Here is a 16,780-nt window from a genome sequence, read left to right as displayed (position 1 = left end):
TCCAGTATAATAGCCGCCTTTTTTCATCCAGTTGTGACATACAGAAAGCTGCGACATAGTAGCCTGCATACCAGGCGACATTTAGCCTGCGGCTAATTAAGGGATATCTCATGCGTACAGAATATTGCGGGCAGCTGCGTCAGTCCCACGTCGGACAGCAGGTCACCCTGTGTGGTTGGGTCAATCGTCGTCGTGATCTTGGTAGCCTTATCTTCATCGATATGCGCGACCGCGAAGGTATCGTTCAGGTGTTCTTCGATCCGGATCGCGCAGATGCGTTGAAGCTGGCCTCTGAGCTGCGTAATGAGTTCTGCATTCAGGTCACCGGCACCGTGCGTGCGCGTGACGAGAAAAACGTTAACGCCGACATGGCGACGGGTGCCATTGAAGTGCTGGCGTCCGATCTGACGATCATCAACCGTGCTGAAGCGCTGCCGCTGGACTCCAACCACGTCAACACTGAAGAAGCGCGTCTGAAATACCGCTACCTGGATCTGCGTCGTCCGGAGATGGCCCAGCGCCTGAAAACCCGTGCGAAAATCACCAGCCTGGTGCGTCGCTTTATGGATGACCACGGTTTCCTCGATATCGAAACCCCGATGCTGACCAAAGCCACGCCGGAAGGCGCGCGCGATTACCTGGTGCCATCCCGCGTCCATAAAGGCAAATTCTACGCGCTGCCACAGTCTCCACAGCTGTTCAAACAGCTGCTGATGATGTCCGGCTTCGATCGCTACTATCAGATCGTGAAATGCTTCCGCGACGAAGACCTGCGTGCTGACCGCCAGCCTGAATTTACCCAGATCGATGTGGAAACCTCCTTCATGACCGCCGAGCAGGTGCGTGAAGTGATGGAAGCCCTGGTACGTAGCCTGTGGAATGACGTGAAAGGCGTTGAGCTGGGCGATTTCCCAATCATGACCTTCGCGGAAGCCGAGCGTCGCTACGGCTCTGACAAACCAGACCTGCGTAACCCGATGGAACTGGTGGACGTAGCTGATCTGGTTAAAAACGTGGAGTTCGCGGTCTTCGCGGGTCCGGCTAACGACGCCAAAGGCCGCGTAGCCGCGCTGCGTGTGCCGGGCGGAGCGGCTCTGAGCCGTAAGCAGATCGACGACTACGGCAACTTCATCAAGATCTACGGCGCGAAAGGTCTGGCCTATATTAAAGTGACCGAGCGTGCGAAAGGTCTGGAAGGTATCACCAGCCCGGTGGCGAAATTCCTGAACGCGGACATCGTGGAAGCGATCCTGGAGCGCACCGGCGCGCAGGACGGCGACATGATCTTCTTCGGTGCAGATAACAAGAAAGTCGTTGCGGATGCGATGGGCGCGCTGCGTCTGAAGCTCGGTAAAGACCTGAATCTGACCGACGAGAGCAAATGGGCGCCGCTGTGGGTTATCGACTTCCCAATGTTTGAAGACGACGGTGAAGGCGGCCTGACCGCGATGCACCACCCGTTCACCTCGCCGAAAGACATGACGGCAGCAGAGCTGAAAGCGGCACCGGAAGAGGCCGTCGCCAACGCCTACGATATGGTCATCAACGGCTACGAAGTGGGCGGTGGTTCCGTGCGTATTCACAGCGGTGAAATGCAGCAGACCGTGTTCGGCATCCTGGGCATCAACGAGCAGGAGCAGCGCGAGAAATTCGGCTTCCTGCTGGACGCGCTGAAATACGGTACGCCTCCGCACGCGGGTCTGGCCTTCGGTCTTGACCGTCTGACCATGCTGCTGACCGGCACCGATAACATCCGTGATGTTATCGCTTTCCCGAAAACCACTGCTGCAGCGTGTCTGATGACCGAAGCGCCAAGCTTTGCCAACCCGGCCGCACTGGCTGAGCTGGGCATTGAGGTGGTGAAGAAGGAAGAGAAAAACTGATATGACATATAAGCTCCCCGTTTCGGTCCTGGTGGTCATTTATGCAGAAGACACGAAGCGGGTGCTGATGTTGCAGCGGCGCGATGACCCTGAATTCTGGCAGTCGGTTACCGGCAGTCTGGAAGAGGGGGAAACCGCGCCGCAGGCCGCCGCGCGTGAAGTAAAGGAAGAGGTCGCCATTGACGTTGCCCGCGAGCAACTGACCCTGAAGGACTGTCAGCGCACGGTGGAGTTCGAAATTTTTAGCCATTTACGTCATCGCTACGCGCCGGGTACCGAGCGCAATACGGAATCGTGGTTCTGTCTCGCGCTCCCCCATGAACGGGAGATCGTGTTTACCGAACACCTGACCTACCGCTGGGTGAATGCGGCGGATGCCGCCGCACTGACCAAGTCGTGGAGCAACCGGCAGGCGATTGAAGAATTTGTAATTAACGCTGCCTGAAAAGGCGCGCTCTTTGAGGATATTTTTATGGCAGGTCATAGTAAGTGGGCCAACACCAAACACCGCAAAGCGGCACAGGATGCCAAGCGCGGTAAGATCTTTACCAAAATCATTCGCGAGCTGGTAACCGCAGCGCGTCTGGGCGGCGGCGATACGGCCTCTAACCCACGTCTGCGCGCGGCGGTGGATAAAGCGCTGTCTAACAACATGACGCGTGACACCCTGAACCGTGCAATCGCACGTGGCGTGGGCGGTGATGAAGACGCGAACATGGAAACCATCATTTATGAAGGTTACGGTCCTGGCGGTACGGCGGTGATGGTTGAATGCCTGTCCGACAACCGTAACCGTACCGTTGCGGAAGTGCGCCACGCGTTCACCAAAACCGGTGGCAACCTGGGCACTGACGGTTCTGTTGCTTACCTGTTCAGCAAAAAAGGCGTCATCTCCTTCGAGAAAGGCGACGAAGATGCGATCATGGAAGCGGCGCTGGAAGCCGGTGCGGAAGACGTAGTGACCTTCGACGACGGCGCTATCGACGTTTATACCGCCTGGGAAGAGATGGGTGCCGTGCGCGATGCGCTGGAAGCGGCGGGCCTGAAGGCGGACAACGCTGAAGTCTCCATGATCCCGTCCACCAAAGCGGATATGGATGCAGAAACGGCACCAAAACTGCTGCGTCTGATCGACATGCTCGAAGACTGCGACGACGTGCAGGAAGTGTATCACAACGGTGAAATCTCTGATGAGGTTGCAGCGACTCTCTGATGAGAGCGTGTAAACCCGTTACAGGAGACGCGTGATGTCGATTATTCTCGGGATTGACCCAGGCTCACGCGTCACCGGTTATGGCGTTATCCGTCAGGTGGGACGCCAGTTAACCTACCTGGGCAGTGGCTGTATTCGCACCAAAGTGGACGATCTGCCGTCACGCCTGAAGCTTATCTATGCAGGCGTAACGGAGATCATCACCCAGTTTCAGCCGGACTATTTCGCCATCGAGCAGGTCTTTATGGCGAAAAATGCCGATTCGGCGCTAAAGCTCGGTCAGGCGCGCGGGGTGGCCATTGTCGCTGCGGTGAACCAGGATTTGCCGGTATTCGAATACGCGGCAAGGCAGGTTAAGCAGACGGTGGTGGGCATCGGTAGCGCGGAGAAAAGTCAGGTGCAGCACATGGTGCGGACCCTGCTCAAGCTCCCTGCTAACCCGCAGGCCGACGCCGCCGATGCGCTGGCGATTGCGATTACCCACTGTCACGTCAGCCAGAACGCGATGCAAATGAGCGAATCGCGGCTCAATCTGGCGCGAGGCAGGTTACGATAATGACAAATCAGGCTGGATGTTTATCCAGCCTTTTTTTATTATGTCGGCAGTTAATTTCTTCCAGAACGCAGGAGCGTCACGTGATAGGCAGACTCAGAGGCATCATCATTGAAAAACAACCCCCGTTAGTGCTGCTGGAAGTGGGTGGCGTGGGCTATGAAGTCCATATGCCGATGACCTGCTTCTACGAGCTGCCGGACGCGGGCAAAGAGGCGATTGTCTTTACCCAGTTTGTGGTGCGTGAAGATGCTCAGCTGCTGTACGGCTTCAACAACAAACAGGAACGCACCCTGTTCCGCGAGCTGATTAAAACCAACGGCGTCGGGCCGAAGCTGGCGCTGGCGATCTTATCCGGCATGTCTGCACCACAGTTTGTGAATGCCGTTGAGCGTGAAGATCCTGCGGCGCTGATTAAGCTTCCTGGCATCGGTAAGAAAACGGCAGAACGCCTGATTGTCGAGATGAAAGACCGATTCAAAGGCCTGCATGGCGATCTCTTCACGCCGGCGGCCGATCTGGTACTGACCTCGCCAGGTGCGCCTGCGGCGGATGATGACGCGGAGCAGGAAGCGGTTGCCGCGCTGGTGGCGCTGGGCTATAAACCTCAGGAGGCCAGCCGCATGGTAAGTAAAATTGCCAAACCGGACGCCAGCAGTGAAACCCTGATTCGTGAAGCGCTGCGCGCTGCATTGTGAGGTAAAGGATGATTGAAGCAGACCGCCTGGTTTCGGCAGGCACTGTTCAGGCAGAGGATGTGGTGGATCGCGCGATTCGCCCAAAACTGCTTGATGAGTACATTGGCCAGCCGCAGGTTCGTTCCCAGATGGAGATTTTTATCCAGGCGGCAAAGCTGCGCGGCGATGCGCTCGATCACCTGCTGATTTTTGGCCCGCCGGGTTTAGGCAAAACCACGCTGGCGAATATCGTCGCTAATGAAATGGGCGTTAACCTGCGCACCACCTCAGGCCCGGTGCTGGAGAAGGCGGGCGATTTGGCGGCCATGCTGACCAACCTCGAACCGCATGACGTGCTGTTTATCGATGAGATCCACCGCCTGTCACCGGTGGTGGAAGAGGTGCTCTATCCGGCGATGGAAGATTATCAGCTGGATATCATGATTGGTGAAGGTCCGGCGGCACGCTCCATCAAAATCGATCTGCCGCCGTTTACCCTGATTGGCGCAACAACGCGAGCCGGGTCGTTGACCTCTCCACTGCGCGACCGCTTCGGTATCGTGCAGCGTCTGGAGTTTTACCAGGTGGCCGACCTTCAGCACATCGTTGGCCGCAGCGCCCGCTATATGGGGCTGGAGATGAGCGAAGAGGGGGCGTTTGAAGTGGCGAAGCGTTCCCGCGGTACGCCGCGTATTGCCAACCGCCTGCTGCGCCGCGTGCGTGACTTTGCTGAGGTGAAGCACAACGGTTCGATCTCCGCTGAGATCGCCGCGCAGGCGCTGGATATGCTGAACGTCGATGCCGAAGGTTTTGACTACATGGACCGCAAGCTGCTGCTGGCGGTGCTGGACAAGTTCTTTGGTGGCCCGGTCGGGCTGGATAACCTGGCGGCGGCAATCGGGGAAGAGCGTGAAACCATTGAGGACGTGCTTGAACCGTATCTGATCCAGCAGGGCTTCCTGCAGCGTACCCCGCGTGGGCGTATGGCCACGGTGCGGGCGTGGAATCATTTCGGCATTACGCCACCGGCAATGCCGTAAGCAGCGATAATTTATAGCCCCGGTAAGCGAAGCGCCACCGGGGACATACCCGCTACTGCGCGGTCTTCTTCATCATACTGAAGATAAACAGCACCGCCGCACTCAGCACCACGGACGGCCCCGCAGGCGTGTCATAGAACGCCGAGAAGGTTAGCCCACCCGTTACCGCAATCATCCCGATAATTACGGCGACACCGGCCATCTGCTCCGGCGTACGGGCAAAACGACGCGCCGTAGCCGCAGGGATGATCAGCAGCGACGTAATAATCAGCGCGCCGACAAACTTCATCGCCACGCCAATGGTTAACGCCGTTACCAGCATCAGCAGCAGCTTAACGCGCTGCAGCTTCACGCCATCGACGAACGCCAGATCGGGGCTGACGGTCATCGCCAGCAGGTTACGCCACTGCCAGAGCAGAATCCCGAGCACCACCACAACGCCAATGGCGATAGCGATGAGATCGTCAGGCGTGACGGCCAGCAGGTCACCGAAGAGGTAGGCCATCAGATCCACGCGGATATTGGACATCAGGCTGACCACCACCAGACCCAGCGACAGGGCGCTGTGCGCCATGATGCCAAGCAGCGTATCAATGGCGAGGTGAGGGCGTTTTTCCAGCCAGACCAGACCGGCCGCCAGCAGCAGCGTGACAACAATCACCGCGTAGAACGGGTTGACGTTCAGCAGCAGGCCAAAAGCCACGCCCAGCAGGGACGCGTGCGCCAGGGTATCGCCGAAGTAAGACATTCTGCGCCACACCACAAACGAGCCGAGCGGGCCCGCGGCGCAGGCAAGCATAATCCCGGCCAGCCAGCCGGGCAGTAACAGTTCAATCATGAGTGTCCATTTCCCCGACGCAGAACGATTCGTCCCTGCAAATCATGGCGATGATTATGATGATGGCGATAGATGCCGAGCTGTTCAGCGCCGCGAGGGCCGAACATGGAGATAAATTCCGGGTGCATGGAGACCACTTCAGGCGTGCCGGAGCAGCAGATATGGTGGTTAAGACACAGCACTTCGTCAGTCTTTGCCATCACCAGATGCAGGTCGTGGGATACCATCAGCACCGCGCAGTTCAGTTCCCGGCGCAGCTGGTCAATGAGGTCGTATAGCGCGACCTGGCCGTTGACGTCGACCCCCTGCGTCGGCTCATCCAGTACCAGCAGCTGCGGGCTGCTGAGCAACGCGCGGGCAAGTAAAACGCGCTGCGTTTCTCCACCGGACAGTTTTTGCAGCGGCGCATCGACAAGATGGCCCGCCTGCACGCGCTTCAGCGCCGGGAGAATATCGGCTTTACGCGTGCCGGGGCGCAGGCGCAGGAAACGGCTCACCGTCAGCGGCAGCGTGGCGTCGAGGTGCAGTTTTTGCGGCACATAGCCGATACGCAATTTTTCCTCACGCTTGATCACGCCTTCATCGGGTGCGACCAGACCCAGCACCACGCGAACCAGGGTGGATTTGCCTGCGCCATTGGGGCCGAGCAGCGTCAGAATTTTGCCGGGCTTCAGATCGAGCGACACGTCAGAGAGGACGCGGCGCTGGCCAAATGAGACCGAAATATTTTCAAGAGAAACCAATGTCGTCATGTCATTTTAAGCTTGAAGAAGTCAACGAATGTTATAATATCACATTCCACGCATTCACTACGATGATTAGTCGCATTATGTTACATAAAAATACGCTTCTTTTCGCAGCATTATCCGCTGCCCTTTGGGGCACAACCGCACAAGATGTTAACGCTGCGGTTGTCGCTTCACTTAAACCACTCGGGTTTATCGCGTCAGCCATTGCTGACGGGGTAACAGAAACTCAGGTTCTGCTCCCGGATGGTGCATCCGAGCATGACTACTCCCTGCGCCCTTCAGACGTAAAACGCTTACAAAACGCGGACTTAGTTGTCTGGATTGGTCCGGAAATGGAAGCGTTTATGCAGAAGTCAGCAAAACAGGTGGCGGGCGAAAAACAGGTCGCGATTGCCGCCCTCCCAGGCGTGAAACCGTTACTCATGAAAGGGACGGATGACGACGGCGATGAACATGACCATCATACTGCCGACGCTGAAAAAGGTGATGGAGATCACCATCACGGCGAGTACAACATGCATCTTTGGTTATCCCCAGAGATAGCGCGGCTTTCAGCGGTTGCAATCCATGACAAATTAGTGGAACTTATGCCGCAAAGTCGAGCCAAACTAGACGCCAACCTGAAAGATTTTGAGGCACAATTAGCCGCAACCGATAAGCAGGTAGGTAATGAGCTCGCACCGTTGAAAGGAAAAGGGTATTTCGTTTTTCATGACGCCTACGGCTATTACGAAAAACACTACGGTTTGACCCCGCTGGGGCACTTTACCGTCAACCCTGAAATTCAACCTGGTGCGCAGCGTTTACATGAAATCAGAACACAGCTGGTTGAGCAAAAAGCGACATGCGTTTTTGCTGAGCCACAGTTCAGGCCAGCGGTCGTAGAAGCCGTGGCCAGGGGGACATCCGTGCGCATGGGGACCCTTGACCCGCTAGGAACGAATATCCAGTTGAGCAAAGCGAGCTATTCGCAGTTCCTCAGCCAACTGGCGAACCAGTATGCGAGCTGCCTGAAAGGAGATTAACGAGGAAGTGAATACGTGCAACAGATAGCCCGCTCTGTCGCCCTGGCATTTAACAATCTGCCTCGACCCCACCGCGTCATGCTGGGGTCGCTTACAGTACTCACCTTAGCGGTCGCCGTCTGGCGGCCCTATGTTTACCACCCGAGTTCTGCCCCTATCATCAAAACCATCGAGCTTGAAAAGAGCGAAATCCGCTCTTTGCTGCCTGAAGCCAGTGAGCCTATCGACCAGTCGGCTCAGGAAGATGAAGCCATTCCACAGGATGAACTGGACGATAAAACCGAGAACGAAGCGGGTATCCACGAATATGTAGTTTCTACCGGGGACACGCTGAGCAGCGTGCTGAACCAGTACGGCATCGACATGGGCAATATCAGCCAGCTGGCGGCGGCAGATAAAGATCTTCGCAACCTGAAAATTGGGCAACAGCTCTCCTGGACGTTAACGGCCGATGGTGATCTCCAGCGTCTGACCTGGGAAATGTCCCGCCGTGAAACCCGCACCTACGATCGCACGGCAACCGGTTTCAAAATGACCAGCGAAATGCAGAAGGGCGACTGGGTCAACAGCGTTCTCAAAGGCACCGTGGGCGCAAGCTTTGTCTCCAGCGCGCGCGACGCAGGGTTGACCAGCGCTGAAATCAGTTCGGTGATCAAAGCCATGCAGTGGCAGATGGATTTCCGCAAGCTGAAAAAAGGCGATGAGTTTTCCGTCCTGATGTCCCGCGAAATGCTGGACGGCAAGCGCGAGCAAAGCCAGCTGCTGGGCGTGCGTCTGCGCTCCGAGGGCAAAGATTACTACGCGATCCGTGCCGAAGACGGTAAGTTCTACGACCGCACCGGTACGGGACTTGCGAAAGGCTTCCTGCGCTTCCCGACGGCGAAACAGTTCCGCGTCTCCTCCAACTTTAACCCGCGTCGTCTGAACCCGGTCACCGGACGCGTCGCACCGCACCGTGGCGTTGACTTTGCTATGCCGCAGGGCACACCGGTACTCGCGGTTGGGGATGGCGAAGTGGTGGTGGCCAAACGTAGCGGCGCAGCCGGATATTATGTTGCGGTACGACATGGTCGCACGTATACGACCCGCTATATGCACCTGCGTAAGCTGCTGGTTAAACCAGGACAGAAGGTGAAGCGGGGTGACCGCATTGCGATCTCCGGTAATACCGGTCGCTCTACCGGCCCGCACCTGCACTACGAAGTGTGGATCAACCAGCAGGCCGTGAACCCGCTGACGGCGAAACTGCCGCGCACCGAAGGCCTGACGGGTAAAGATCGTACGGATTACCTGGCGCAGGTGAAAGAGGTGTTGCCGCAGCTGAGCTTAGACTAAGCCCTCTGTTTTTGTTAAAAAAGCCGGCGCACCCTGACGCCGGCTTTTTCTTTTGTGCGCGGACGACTGCCTCGCTACACTATCTGAATTAATTTTGCGTCATCAGACCCTGGATCCAGCATGGAAACCCAAAAAAACAATATTGAATACATTCCTGAGTTTGAAAAATCCTTCCGCCATCCGCGCAACTGGGGCGCCTGGCTCGGTGTCTACGCCTTTGCGGGGATAGCGTTGCTGCCGGCTTCCGTCCGCGATCCTGTCCTGGGTAAAATTGGCCGTCTTGCCGGGCGCTTAGGCAAGAGTGCCCGCCGTCGCGCGCAGATCAATCTCTATTACTGTTTTCCTGAAAAGAGCGACGCCGAGCGCGAGGCAATCATTGATGAGATGTATACCACCGCACCGCAGGCCATGGCGATGATGGCGGAGCTGGCGCTGAAAGGGCCGGAGAAAATTGTCGATCGCGTTGACTGGAAAGGGCTGGATATCATTGAGGAGATGCGCCGCAATGACGAGAAAGTCATTTTCCTTGTCCCACACGGCTGGGGCGTTGATATTCCGGCGATGCTGATGGCCTCTCAGGGCCAGAAGATGGCGGCAATGTTCCATAACCAGGGCAATAAAATCTTCGACTTTGTCTGGAATACGGTGCGTCGTCGTTTTGGCGGACGCCTGCATGCGCGCAACGATGGCATTAAGCCGTTCATTCAGTCGGTACGCCAGGGGTACTGGGGCTACTATCTGCCGGATCAGGACCACGGCCCCGAGCACAGCGAGTTTGTCGATTTCTTTGCGACCTATAAAGCGACGCTCCCTGCGATTGGCCGCCTGATGAAAGTGTGTCGTGCCCGCGTGATTCCGCTATTCCCGGTCTATGACGGCAAAACGCATCGCCTGAGCATTGAGGTTCGTCCGCCGATGGACGATCTGCTGACCGCTGACGACCACACCATTGCCCGTCGGATGAACGAAGAGGTGGAGATCCTGGTAGGGCCGCATGCCGAGCAGTACACGTGGATCCTGAAGCTGCTTAAAACGCGTAAGCCGGGTGAAAAAGAGCCGTATAAACGCAAAGAGCTTTATCCAACGAAATAAAAAAAGCCCTCTCCATCTGGAGAGGGCTTTTTAACAGAGACGTTATTACTCGACGGTCATAACGCGCGTGGTGTTGGTTGAGCCGATGGTGCTCATCACATCGCCCTGGGTCACAATGACGATATCACCAGAGACCAGATAGCCTTTATCGCGCAGCAGGTTTACGGCATCGTGCGCCGCGGCCACGCCGTCATTGGTGCTGTCGAAGTGTACCGGCGTCACGCCGCGGTACAGCGCCGTCAGGTTCAGCGTACGTTCGTGACGGGACATGGCGAAGATCGGCAGACCCGAGCTGATACGAGAGGTCATTAGCGCGGTGCGGCCAGATTCGGTCATGGTGATGATCGCGGTAACGCCCTTCAGATGGTTTGCCGCATACATTGCAGACATCGCAATCGCTTCTTCAACGTTGTCGAACTGCACGTCCAGACGGTGTTTAGAGACGTTGATGCTTGGGATCTTTTCAGCACCCAGGCAAACACGTGCCATGGCGGCCACGGTTTCAGCCGGATACTGGCCCGCAGCGGTTTCCGCAGAGAGCATTACCGCATCGGTACCGTCCAGCACGGCGTTGGCCACGTCCATCACTTCTGCACGGGTTGGCATCGGGTTGGTGATCATCGATTCCATCATCTGAGTGGCGGTAATCACCGCGCGGTTCAGCTGACGTGCGCGACGAATCAGGGCTTTCTGAATACCCACCAGCTCAGGGTCGCCGATTTCCACACCCAGGTCGCCACGCGCAACCATCACCACGTCAGAGGCAAGGATCACGTCGTCCATAGCATCCTGATCGCAAACGGCTTCCGCACGCTCAACTTTGGCGACGATTTTGGCATCGCAGCCTGCATCACGCGCCAGACGACGCGCATAGTTCAGATCTTCGCCGCAGCGCGGGAAGGAGACGGCCAGGTAGTCAACACCGATCAGCGCAGCAGTCACAATATCCGCTTTATCTTTATCAGTAAGCGCTTCCGCAGAGAGGCCGCCGCCCAGCTTGTTGATGCCTTTATTGTTGGAGAGTGGGCCGCCGACGGTGACTTCGGTGAACACTTTCATGCCCTGAACTTCCAGCACTTTCAGCTGCACGCGACCGTCGTCAAGCAGCAGGATATCGCCAGGTACGACGTCAGCCGGGAGGCCTTTATAGTCGATACCGACTTTCTCTTTATCGCCTTCGCCTTTGCCCAGGTTGGCATCCAGCAGGAATTTGTCGCCGATATTGAGGAAAACTTTACCCTCTTTAAAGGTCGAAACACGGATTTTAGGACCCTGCAAATCGCCGAGGATCGCAACGTGACGGCCCAGTTTAGCTGCGATTTCACGCACTTTATCGGCACGTAATTTATGGTCTTCTGGCGTACCGTGAGAGAAGTTCATACGCACCACGTTGGCGCCAGCGGCGATAATTTTCTCGAGATTATTATCGCGATCGGTGGCCGGGCCTAAGGTGGTTACGATCTTGGTTCTGCGAAGCCTTCTGGACATGTAATACTCCGTTGACTGAAACAACTTTGGTGTTGCGTGAACATTGAATCGGCCTTCATCTGCTGCAAGGCAGTGGAGAGGGGACCGAATGCCGTAAATCGTTACTTCGTCATTATTCGTGACGTCTTCGTTATCAACTATCGAACATCGCTCTTTATAAGCAATTCTTTATCAAAACGCGATTCCTTCAGCGCTTCCTTGACCCGCTTCAAGTTATCCCGGAATTTTGCCCCCCGGCGTAAGGTAAAACCGGTCGCCAGCACGTCAATCACGGTGAGCTGGGCCAGTCGGGAGACCATTGGCATATAAATGTCGGTGTCTTCCGGCACGTCGAGAGTGATCGCCAGCGTCGCCTCACGGGCCAGCGGTGTGCCCGCCGTGGTCAGCGCAATCACCATGGCATCGTTTTCACGGGCCAGCTGCGCCAGTTCTACCTGACTCTTAGTGCGGCCAGTATGCGAAATCAGTACCACGACGTCATCTTCACTGCAATTCATACAGCTCATGCGTTGCAGGACAATGTCATCGGAATAAATCACCGGGACGTTAAAGCGGAAAAATTTGTTCATGGCGTCATGCGCGACGGCCGCCGACGACCCGAGCCCAAAGAAGGCAATTCGCTTGGCCTGGGTGAGTAAATCCACTGCGCGATTCACGGAACTCATGTCCAGAGACTGACGGACGTGGTCAAGCGAAGCCATGGCCGACTCAAAAATTTTCGCGGTATAGGCATCAACGCTGTCGTCTTCATCCACATTACGATTAACATAAGGGGTGCCGTTAGCCAGACTTTGTGCCAGATGCAGTTTAAAATCAGGAAAGCCGCGCGTTTCCAGGCTGCGGCAGAAGCGATTGACCGTGGGTTCGCTAACACCCGCTTCCTGTGCCAGAGCGGCGATGCTTGAATGAATCGCCTGAGCGGGAGAGGCGAGAATGACCTCGGCCACTTTTCGCTCGGATTTGCTAAGGTGTTCCAGTTGAAACTGGATTTTTTCCAGCATGTTCATGTTAACAGGACGCTCATGGGTGTAAACGATTTCATTAATTGATGAAATCGTGATTCGATTTAGCCGATATTACCCCTGTGGCTTCCATTAAGGGTAACAATCGACGAGATAATGTTGTTGTTTTTTTTCATTACTTGATCGATGTCGGGTTTTGCTATGACCCTGTTGCGCAAAGAAACGACGGTTGTTGCGTCATTAAGCCGTCGAAATCATCCGAAGGGTGAAAAATCGCGGTATCGCACGCGACGATAAGCGCTAATGGTTTCGGGAATGACGTAAAAGCAGTACAGTGCATTGTAATAAAATTACAACGATACCTGGCAGAAGCACCAGGTGATCCAACTGAGGAGAATGACATGGCGGTAACGCAAACAGCCCAGGCATGTGACCTGGTCATTTTCGGCGCGAAAGGCGATCTTGCACGCCGAAAATTGCTGCCTTCCCTGTATCAACTGGAGAAAGCGGGCCAAATTCATCCGGATACCCGTATCCTGGGTGTTGGGCGCGCCGACTGGGACAAGGACGCTTATACCAAAGTCGTCCGCGAGGCGCTCGAAACTTTCATGAAGGAAAAAATTGATGAAAGTTTGTGGGATACCCTGAGCGGTCGTCTCGATTTCTGCAACCTTGACGTGAATGACGTCAGCGCGTTCGCTCGCTTGGGCGCGATGCTGGATCAGAAAAACCGTGTCACCATTAACTATTTCGCCATGCCGCCAAGCACCTTCGGCGCCATCTGCAAGGGCCTGGGCGAAGCCAAACTGAACGCCAAACCGGCGCGCGTCGTGATGGAGAAGCCGCTGGGTACGTCCCTGGCAACCTCTCGTGAAATCAACGACCAGGTGGGCGAGTTCTTTGAAGAGTGCCAGGTCTACCGTATCGACCACTATCTCGGTAAAGAGACGGTGCTGAACCTGCTGGCGCTGCGTTTTGCTAACTCCCTGTTTGTAAATAACTGGGACAACCGCACTATCGACCACGTGGAAATCACCGTGGCGGAAGAGGTGGGGATTGAAGGTCGCTGGGGTTACTTTGACCAGGCCGGTCAGATGCGCGACATGATCCAGAACCACCTGCTGCAGATTTTGTGCATGATTGCCATGTCTCCTCCGTCTGATCTGACGGCGGACAGCATCCGTGACGCCAAAGTGAAAGTGCTGAAGTCGCTGCGCCGCATCGACCGCTCCAACGTGCGCGAGAAGACCGTTCGCGGCCAGTACACCGCCGGGTTTGCGCAAGGTAAAAAAGTGCCTGGCTACCTGGAAGAAGAGGGCGCGAACAAGTCCAGCAACACCGAGACGTTCGTGGCCATCCGCGTGGACATCGACGACTGGCGCTGGGCGGGGGTTCCGTTCTACCTGCGCACCGGTAAGCGTCTGCCTGCGAAATGTTCCGAAGTGGTAGTCTACTTTAAGAACCCGGAACTGAACCTGTTCAAAGAGTCCTGGCAGGAGCTGCCGCAGAACAAGCTGACCATTCGTCTGCAGCCGGACGAGGGCGTGGATATCCAGATCCTGAACAAAGTGCCGGGCCTGGATCATAAACACAACCTGCAGACCACCAAGCTGGATCTGAGCTACTCCGAAACCTTTAACCAGACGCACCTGGCCGATGCGTACGAGCGTCTGCTGCTGGAAACCATGCGCGGTATCCAGGCGCTGTTCGTGCGTCGCGATGAGGTGGAAGAGGCGTGGAAATGGGTCGACTCCATCACCGAAGCCTGGGCTGCCGATCAGGATGCGCCAAAACCGTATCAGGCGGGCACATGGGGACCTGTCGCGTCGGTGGCAATGATCACCCGTGATGGCCGCTCCTGGAACGAGTTTGAGTAAGATAATCCGCTAGCCCGAAAGTGTTATTTTACCGGTAACATGATCTAACACAGCTCGTGGCACAATTTTCAACTTTTAAGCTCCGCGTGGATTCACCCGCGGAGCTTTTTTTATTACACTGCCGGAAGTGATTTTGCCCCTGAGCTCCGGACAGCAAGCGTTTCAGCGTTGTTAACAACTGCCAGCGACTTTGTAAACTCCCGAGCCCGGACAGATAAATGAGAGGAGCTTTTATGAATCCGACATTGTTACGCGTAACACAGCGCATTATTGAGCGCTCGAAAGAGACCCGTTCGGCCTACCTCGCCCGGATTGAACAGGCGAAGAGCAACACCGTTCACCGTTCCCAGCTGGCCTGCGGTAACCTGGCGCACGGCTTCGCCGCCTGCCAGCCTGACGATAAAGCGTCGCTGAAAAGCATGTTGCGTAACAATATCGCCATCATTACCGCTTATAACGATATGCTTTCCGCGCACCAGCCCTATGAGGTCTACCCGGATATCATCCGTAAAGCGCTGCACAGCGTGAATGCGGTCGGCCAGGTGGCGGGTGGGGTACCCGCCATGTGCGACGGCGTGACGCAGGGTCAGGACGGTATGGAACTCTCCCTGCTGAGCCGTGAAGTCATTGCCATGTCCGCGGCGGTGGGCCTGTCACACAACATGTTTGATGGCGCGCTCTATCTCGGCGTGTGCGACAAGATTGTTCCGGGCCTGGTGATGGCCGCGCTGTCGTTTGGTCATCTGCCTGCGATCTTCGTGCCGTCGGGCCCAATGGCAAGCGGCCTGCCGAACAAAGAAAAAGTGCGCATTCGCCAGCTGTACGCGGAAGGAAAAGCAGATCGTCAGGCGCTGCTGGAAGCGGAAGCTGCATCCTACCACGCGCCGGGCACCTGTACGTTCTACGGTACCGCGAACACGAACCAGATGGTGGTGGAGTTTATGGGGATGCAGCTTCCGGGCTCGTCCTTTATCCAGCCGGATGCACCGCTGCGCAAGGCGCTGACCGAGGCCGCGGCCCGTCAGGTCACGCGTCTGACCGGAAACGGCAACGAATGGATGCCGATGGGCAAAATGGTCGACGAAAAAGTTATCGTCAACGGGATTGTTGCGCTGCTGGCCACCGGCGGTTCGACCAACCACACCATGCACCTGGTGGCCATGGCGCGTGCGGCGGGCATTCTGATTAACTGGGATGACTTCTCCGAGATCTCTTCCGTGGTGCCGTTGATGGCGCGCCTGTATCCAAACGGTCCGGCGGACATCAACCACTTCCAGGCCGCAGGCGGCGTACCGCTGCTCATGCGCGAGCTGCTGAAGGGCGGTCTGCTGCATGAAGATGTTAACACCGTAGCGGGCTTTGGCCTGCAGCGCTACACCCAGGAGCCATGGCTGAACAACGGCGAGCTGGACTGGCGCGAAGGGGCGACCGCATCTCTTGATGCGCAGGTTATCGCCACCATCGACAAACCGTTCTCACCTCACGGTGGCACAAAGGTGCTGAGCGGTAACCTCGGTCGCGCGGTAATGAAGACCTCTGCCGTACCGGAAGAGAACCAGATTATCGAAGCGCCAGCGGTGGTATTTGAAAGCCAGCACGACGTATTACCTGCCTTTGACGCCGGTCTGCTCGACAAAGACTGCGTGGTAGTGGTGCGTCATCAGGGGCCTAAAGCCAACGGGATGCCAGAATTACATAAACTTATGCCACCACTTGGTGTATTATTGGACCGCCGTTTCAAAATTGCACTGGTGACCGATGGACGCCTCTCTGGCGCCTCAGGTAAAGTGCCATCAGCTATCCACGTGACGCCGGAAGCGTACGACGGCGGCCTGCTGGCGAAAGTGCGTGACGGTGACATGATCCGCGTTAACGGTCAGACAGGCGAGTTAACCCTGCTGGTGGATGACGCCGAGCTGGCGGCACGTCAGCCCCATATTCCTGACCTGAGCGCGTCGCGCGTGGGAACAGGACGCGAAATGTTTGGCGCACTGCGTGAGAACCTCTCCGGTGCTGAGCAGGGCGCAACCTGTATTACGTTTTAAGAC

General features: G+C 56.5%; 15 protein-coding genes. 11 read left to right on the top strand and 4 right to left on the bottom strand.

The genetic code is table 11. From position 1 onward, the window contains the following. Nucleotides 1-110 precede the first annotated feature (110 nt). The 6 genes from aspS (at nt 111) to ruvB (ending at nt 5,366) form a co-directional block, all read left to right on the top strand. Nucleotides 111-1,883, top strand: coding sequence for an aspartate--tRNA ligase (gene aspS / locus L362_RS13065; protein WP_008500445.1), 1,773 nt, complete (start codon nt 111-113; stop codon nt 1,881-1,883). 1 nt (nt 1,884) lies between these two features. Continuing rightward, on the top strand, nt 1,885-2,328 hold the full coding sequence (gene nudB, locus L362_RS13070) for a dihydroneopterin triphosphate diphosphatase (protein WP_008500446.1): 444 nt from the start codon (nt 1,885-1,887) through the stop codon (nt 2,326-2,328). A 27-nt stretch (nt 2,329-2,355) separates the two neighbouring features. Beyond that, nucleotides 2,356-3,096 carry a YebC/PmpR family DNA-binding transcriptional regulator gene (locus tag L362_RS13075; protein ID WP_023344426.1) on the top strand — a complete coding sequence of 247 codons (741 nt, stop codon included), beginning with the start codon at nt 2,356-2,358 and terminating at the stop codon, nt 3,094-3,096. 34 nt (nt 3,097-3,130) lie between these two features. Further along, nucleotides 3,131-3,652: a crossover junction endodeoxyribonuclease RuvC gene (ruvC, locus tag L362_RS13080; protein WP_014832404.1), complete on the top strand. Its 522-nt coding sequence runs from the start codon at nt 3,131-3,133 to the stop codon at nt 3,650-3,652. A gap of 80 nt (nt 3,653-3,732) precedes the next feature. Further along, nucleotides 3,733-4,347, top strand: coding sequence for a Holliday junction branch migration protein RuvA (gene ruvA / locus L362_RS13085; protein WP_008500448.1), 615 nt, complete (start codon nt 3,733-3,735; stop codon nt 4,345-4,347). Nucleotides 4,348-4,355: 8 nt separating this feature from the next. After that, nucleotides 4,356-5,366 carry a Holliday junction branch migration DNA helicase RuvB gene (gene ruvB, locus L362_RS13090; protein WP_008500449.1) on the top strand — a complete coding sequence of 337 codons (1,011 nt, stop codon included), beginning with the start codon at nt 4,356-4,358 and terminating at the stop codon, nt 5,364-5,366. A 52-nt stretch (nt 5,367-5,418) separates the two neighbouring features. Here ruvB and znuB read toward each other — a convergent pair whose 3' ends face one another. Beyond that, nucleotides 5,419-6,204, bottom strand: coding sequence for a zinc ABC transporter permease subunit ZnuB (gene znuB / locus L362_RS13095; RefSeq protein WP_021240439.1), 786 nt, complete (start codon nt 6,202-6,204; stop codon nt 5,419-5,421). Then, the gene (gene znuC, locus L362_RS13100) at nt 6,201-6,956 is read right to left on the bottom strand and encodes a zinc ABC transporter ATP-binding protein ZnuC (RefSeq protein WP_023344425.1); all 756 of its coding nucleotides are present in this window, start codon (nt 6,954-6,956) and stop codon (nt 6,201-6,203) included. The genes znuB and znuC overlap by 4 nt, the downstream gene beginning before the upstream one ends. A gap of 77 nt (nt 6,957-7,033) precedes the next feature. Between znuC and znuA the strand changes: the two genes are divergently transcribed. The 3 genes from znuA to lpxM all read left to right on the top strand — a co-directional run bounded on the left by znuA (nt 7,034) and on the right by lpxM (nt 10,405). Next, complete coding sequence (gene znuA / locus L362_RS13105; RefSeq protein WP_032638012.1) at nt 7,034-7,978, top strand: zinc ABC transporter substrate-binding protein ZnuA; 945 nt, start codon at nt 7,034-7,036, stop codon at nt 7,976-7,978. 15 nt (nt 7,979-7,993) lie between these two features. Beyond that, nucleotides 7,994-9,313, top strand: a complete 1,320-nt coding sequence (gene mepM, locus L362_RS13110; RefSeq protein ID WP_008500453.1) for a murein DD-endopeptidase MepM — start codon at nt 7,994-7,996, stop codon at nt 9,311-9,313. Nucleotides 9,314-9,433: 120 nt separating this feature from the next. Then, nucleotides 9,434-10,405, top strand: coding sequence for a lauroyl-Kdo(2)-lipid IV(A) myristoyltransferase (lpxM, locus tag L362_RS13115; RefSeq protein ID WP_008500454.1), 972 nt, complete (start codon nt 9,434-9,436; stop codon nt 10,403-10,405). A 45-nt stretch (nt 10,406-10,450) separates the two neighbouring features. On the opposite strand, the gene pyk is transcribed toward lpxM, so the two are convergent. Together pyk and L362_RS13125 are read right to left on the bottom strand one after the other, a co-directional pair. Continuing rightward, nucleotides 10,451-11,893: a pyruvate kinase gene (gene pyk, locus L362_RS13120; RefSeq protein ID WP_008500455.1), complete on the bottom strand. Its 1,443-nt coding sequence runs from the start codon at nt 11,891-11,893 to the stop codon at nt 10,451-10,453. 137 nt (nt 11,894-12,030) lie between these two features. Then, nucleotides 12,031-12,900, bottom strand: a complete 870-nt coding sequence (locus L362_RS13125) for a MurR/RpiR family transcriptional regulator (RefSeq protein ID WP_008500456.1) — start codon at nt 12,898-12,900, stop codon at nt 12,031-12,033. A 356-nt stretch (nt 12,901-13,256) separates the two neighbouring features. On the opposite strand from L362_RS13125, the gene zwf reads away from it, so the two are divergent. Both zwf and edd read left to right on the top strand, forming a co-directional pair. After that, nucleotides 13,257-14,732, top strand: a complete 1,476-nt coding sequence (gene zwf, locus L362_RS13130; RefSeq protein ID WP_008500457.1) for a glucose-6-phosphate dehydrogenase — start codon at nt 13,257-13,259, stop codon at nt 14,730-14,732. Nucleotides 14,733-14,965: 233 nt separating this feature from the next. Continuing rightward, entirely contained in the window at nt 14,966-16,777 is a 1,812-nt protein-coding gene (gene edd / locus L362_RS13135; RefSeq protein ID WP_023325516.1) for a phosphogluconate dehydratase, read from the top strand. Nucleotides 16,778-16,780: the final 3 nt, after the last annotated feature.

The organism is Enterobacter sp. MGH 16 (assembly GCF_000493175.1).
In the GTDB taxonomy this organism is placed as follows: Bacteria; Pseudomonadota; Gammaproteobacteria; order Enterobacterales; family Enterobacteriaceae; genus Enterobacter; species Enterobacter roggenkampii.
This window is presented reverse-complemented; position numbering and strand designations above follow the sequence as displayed.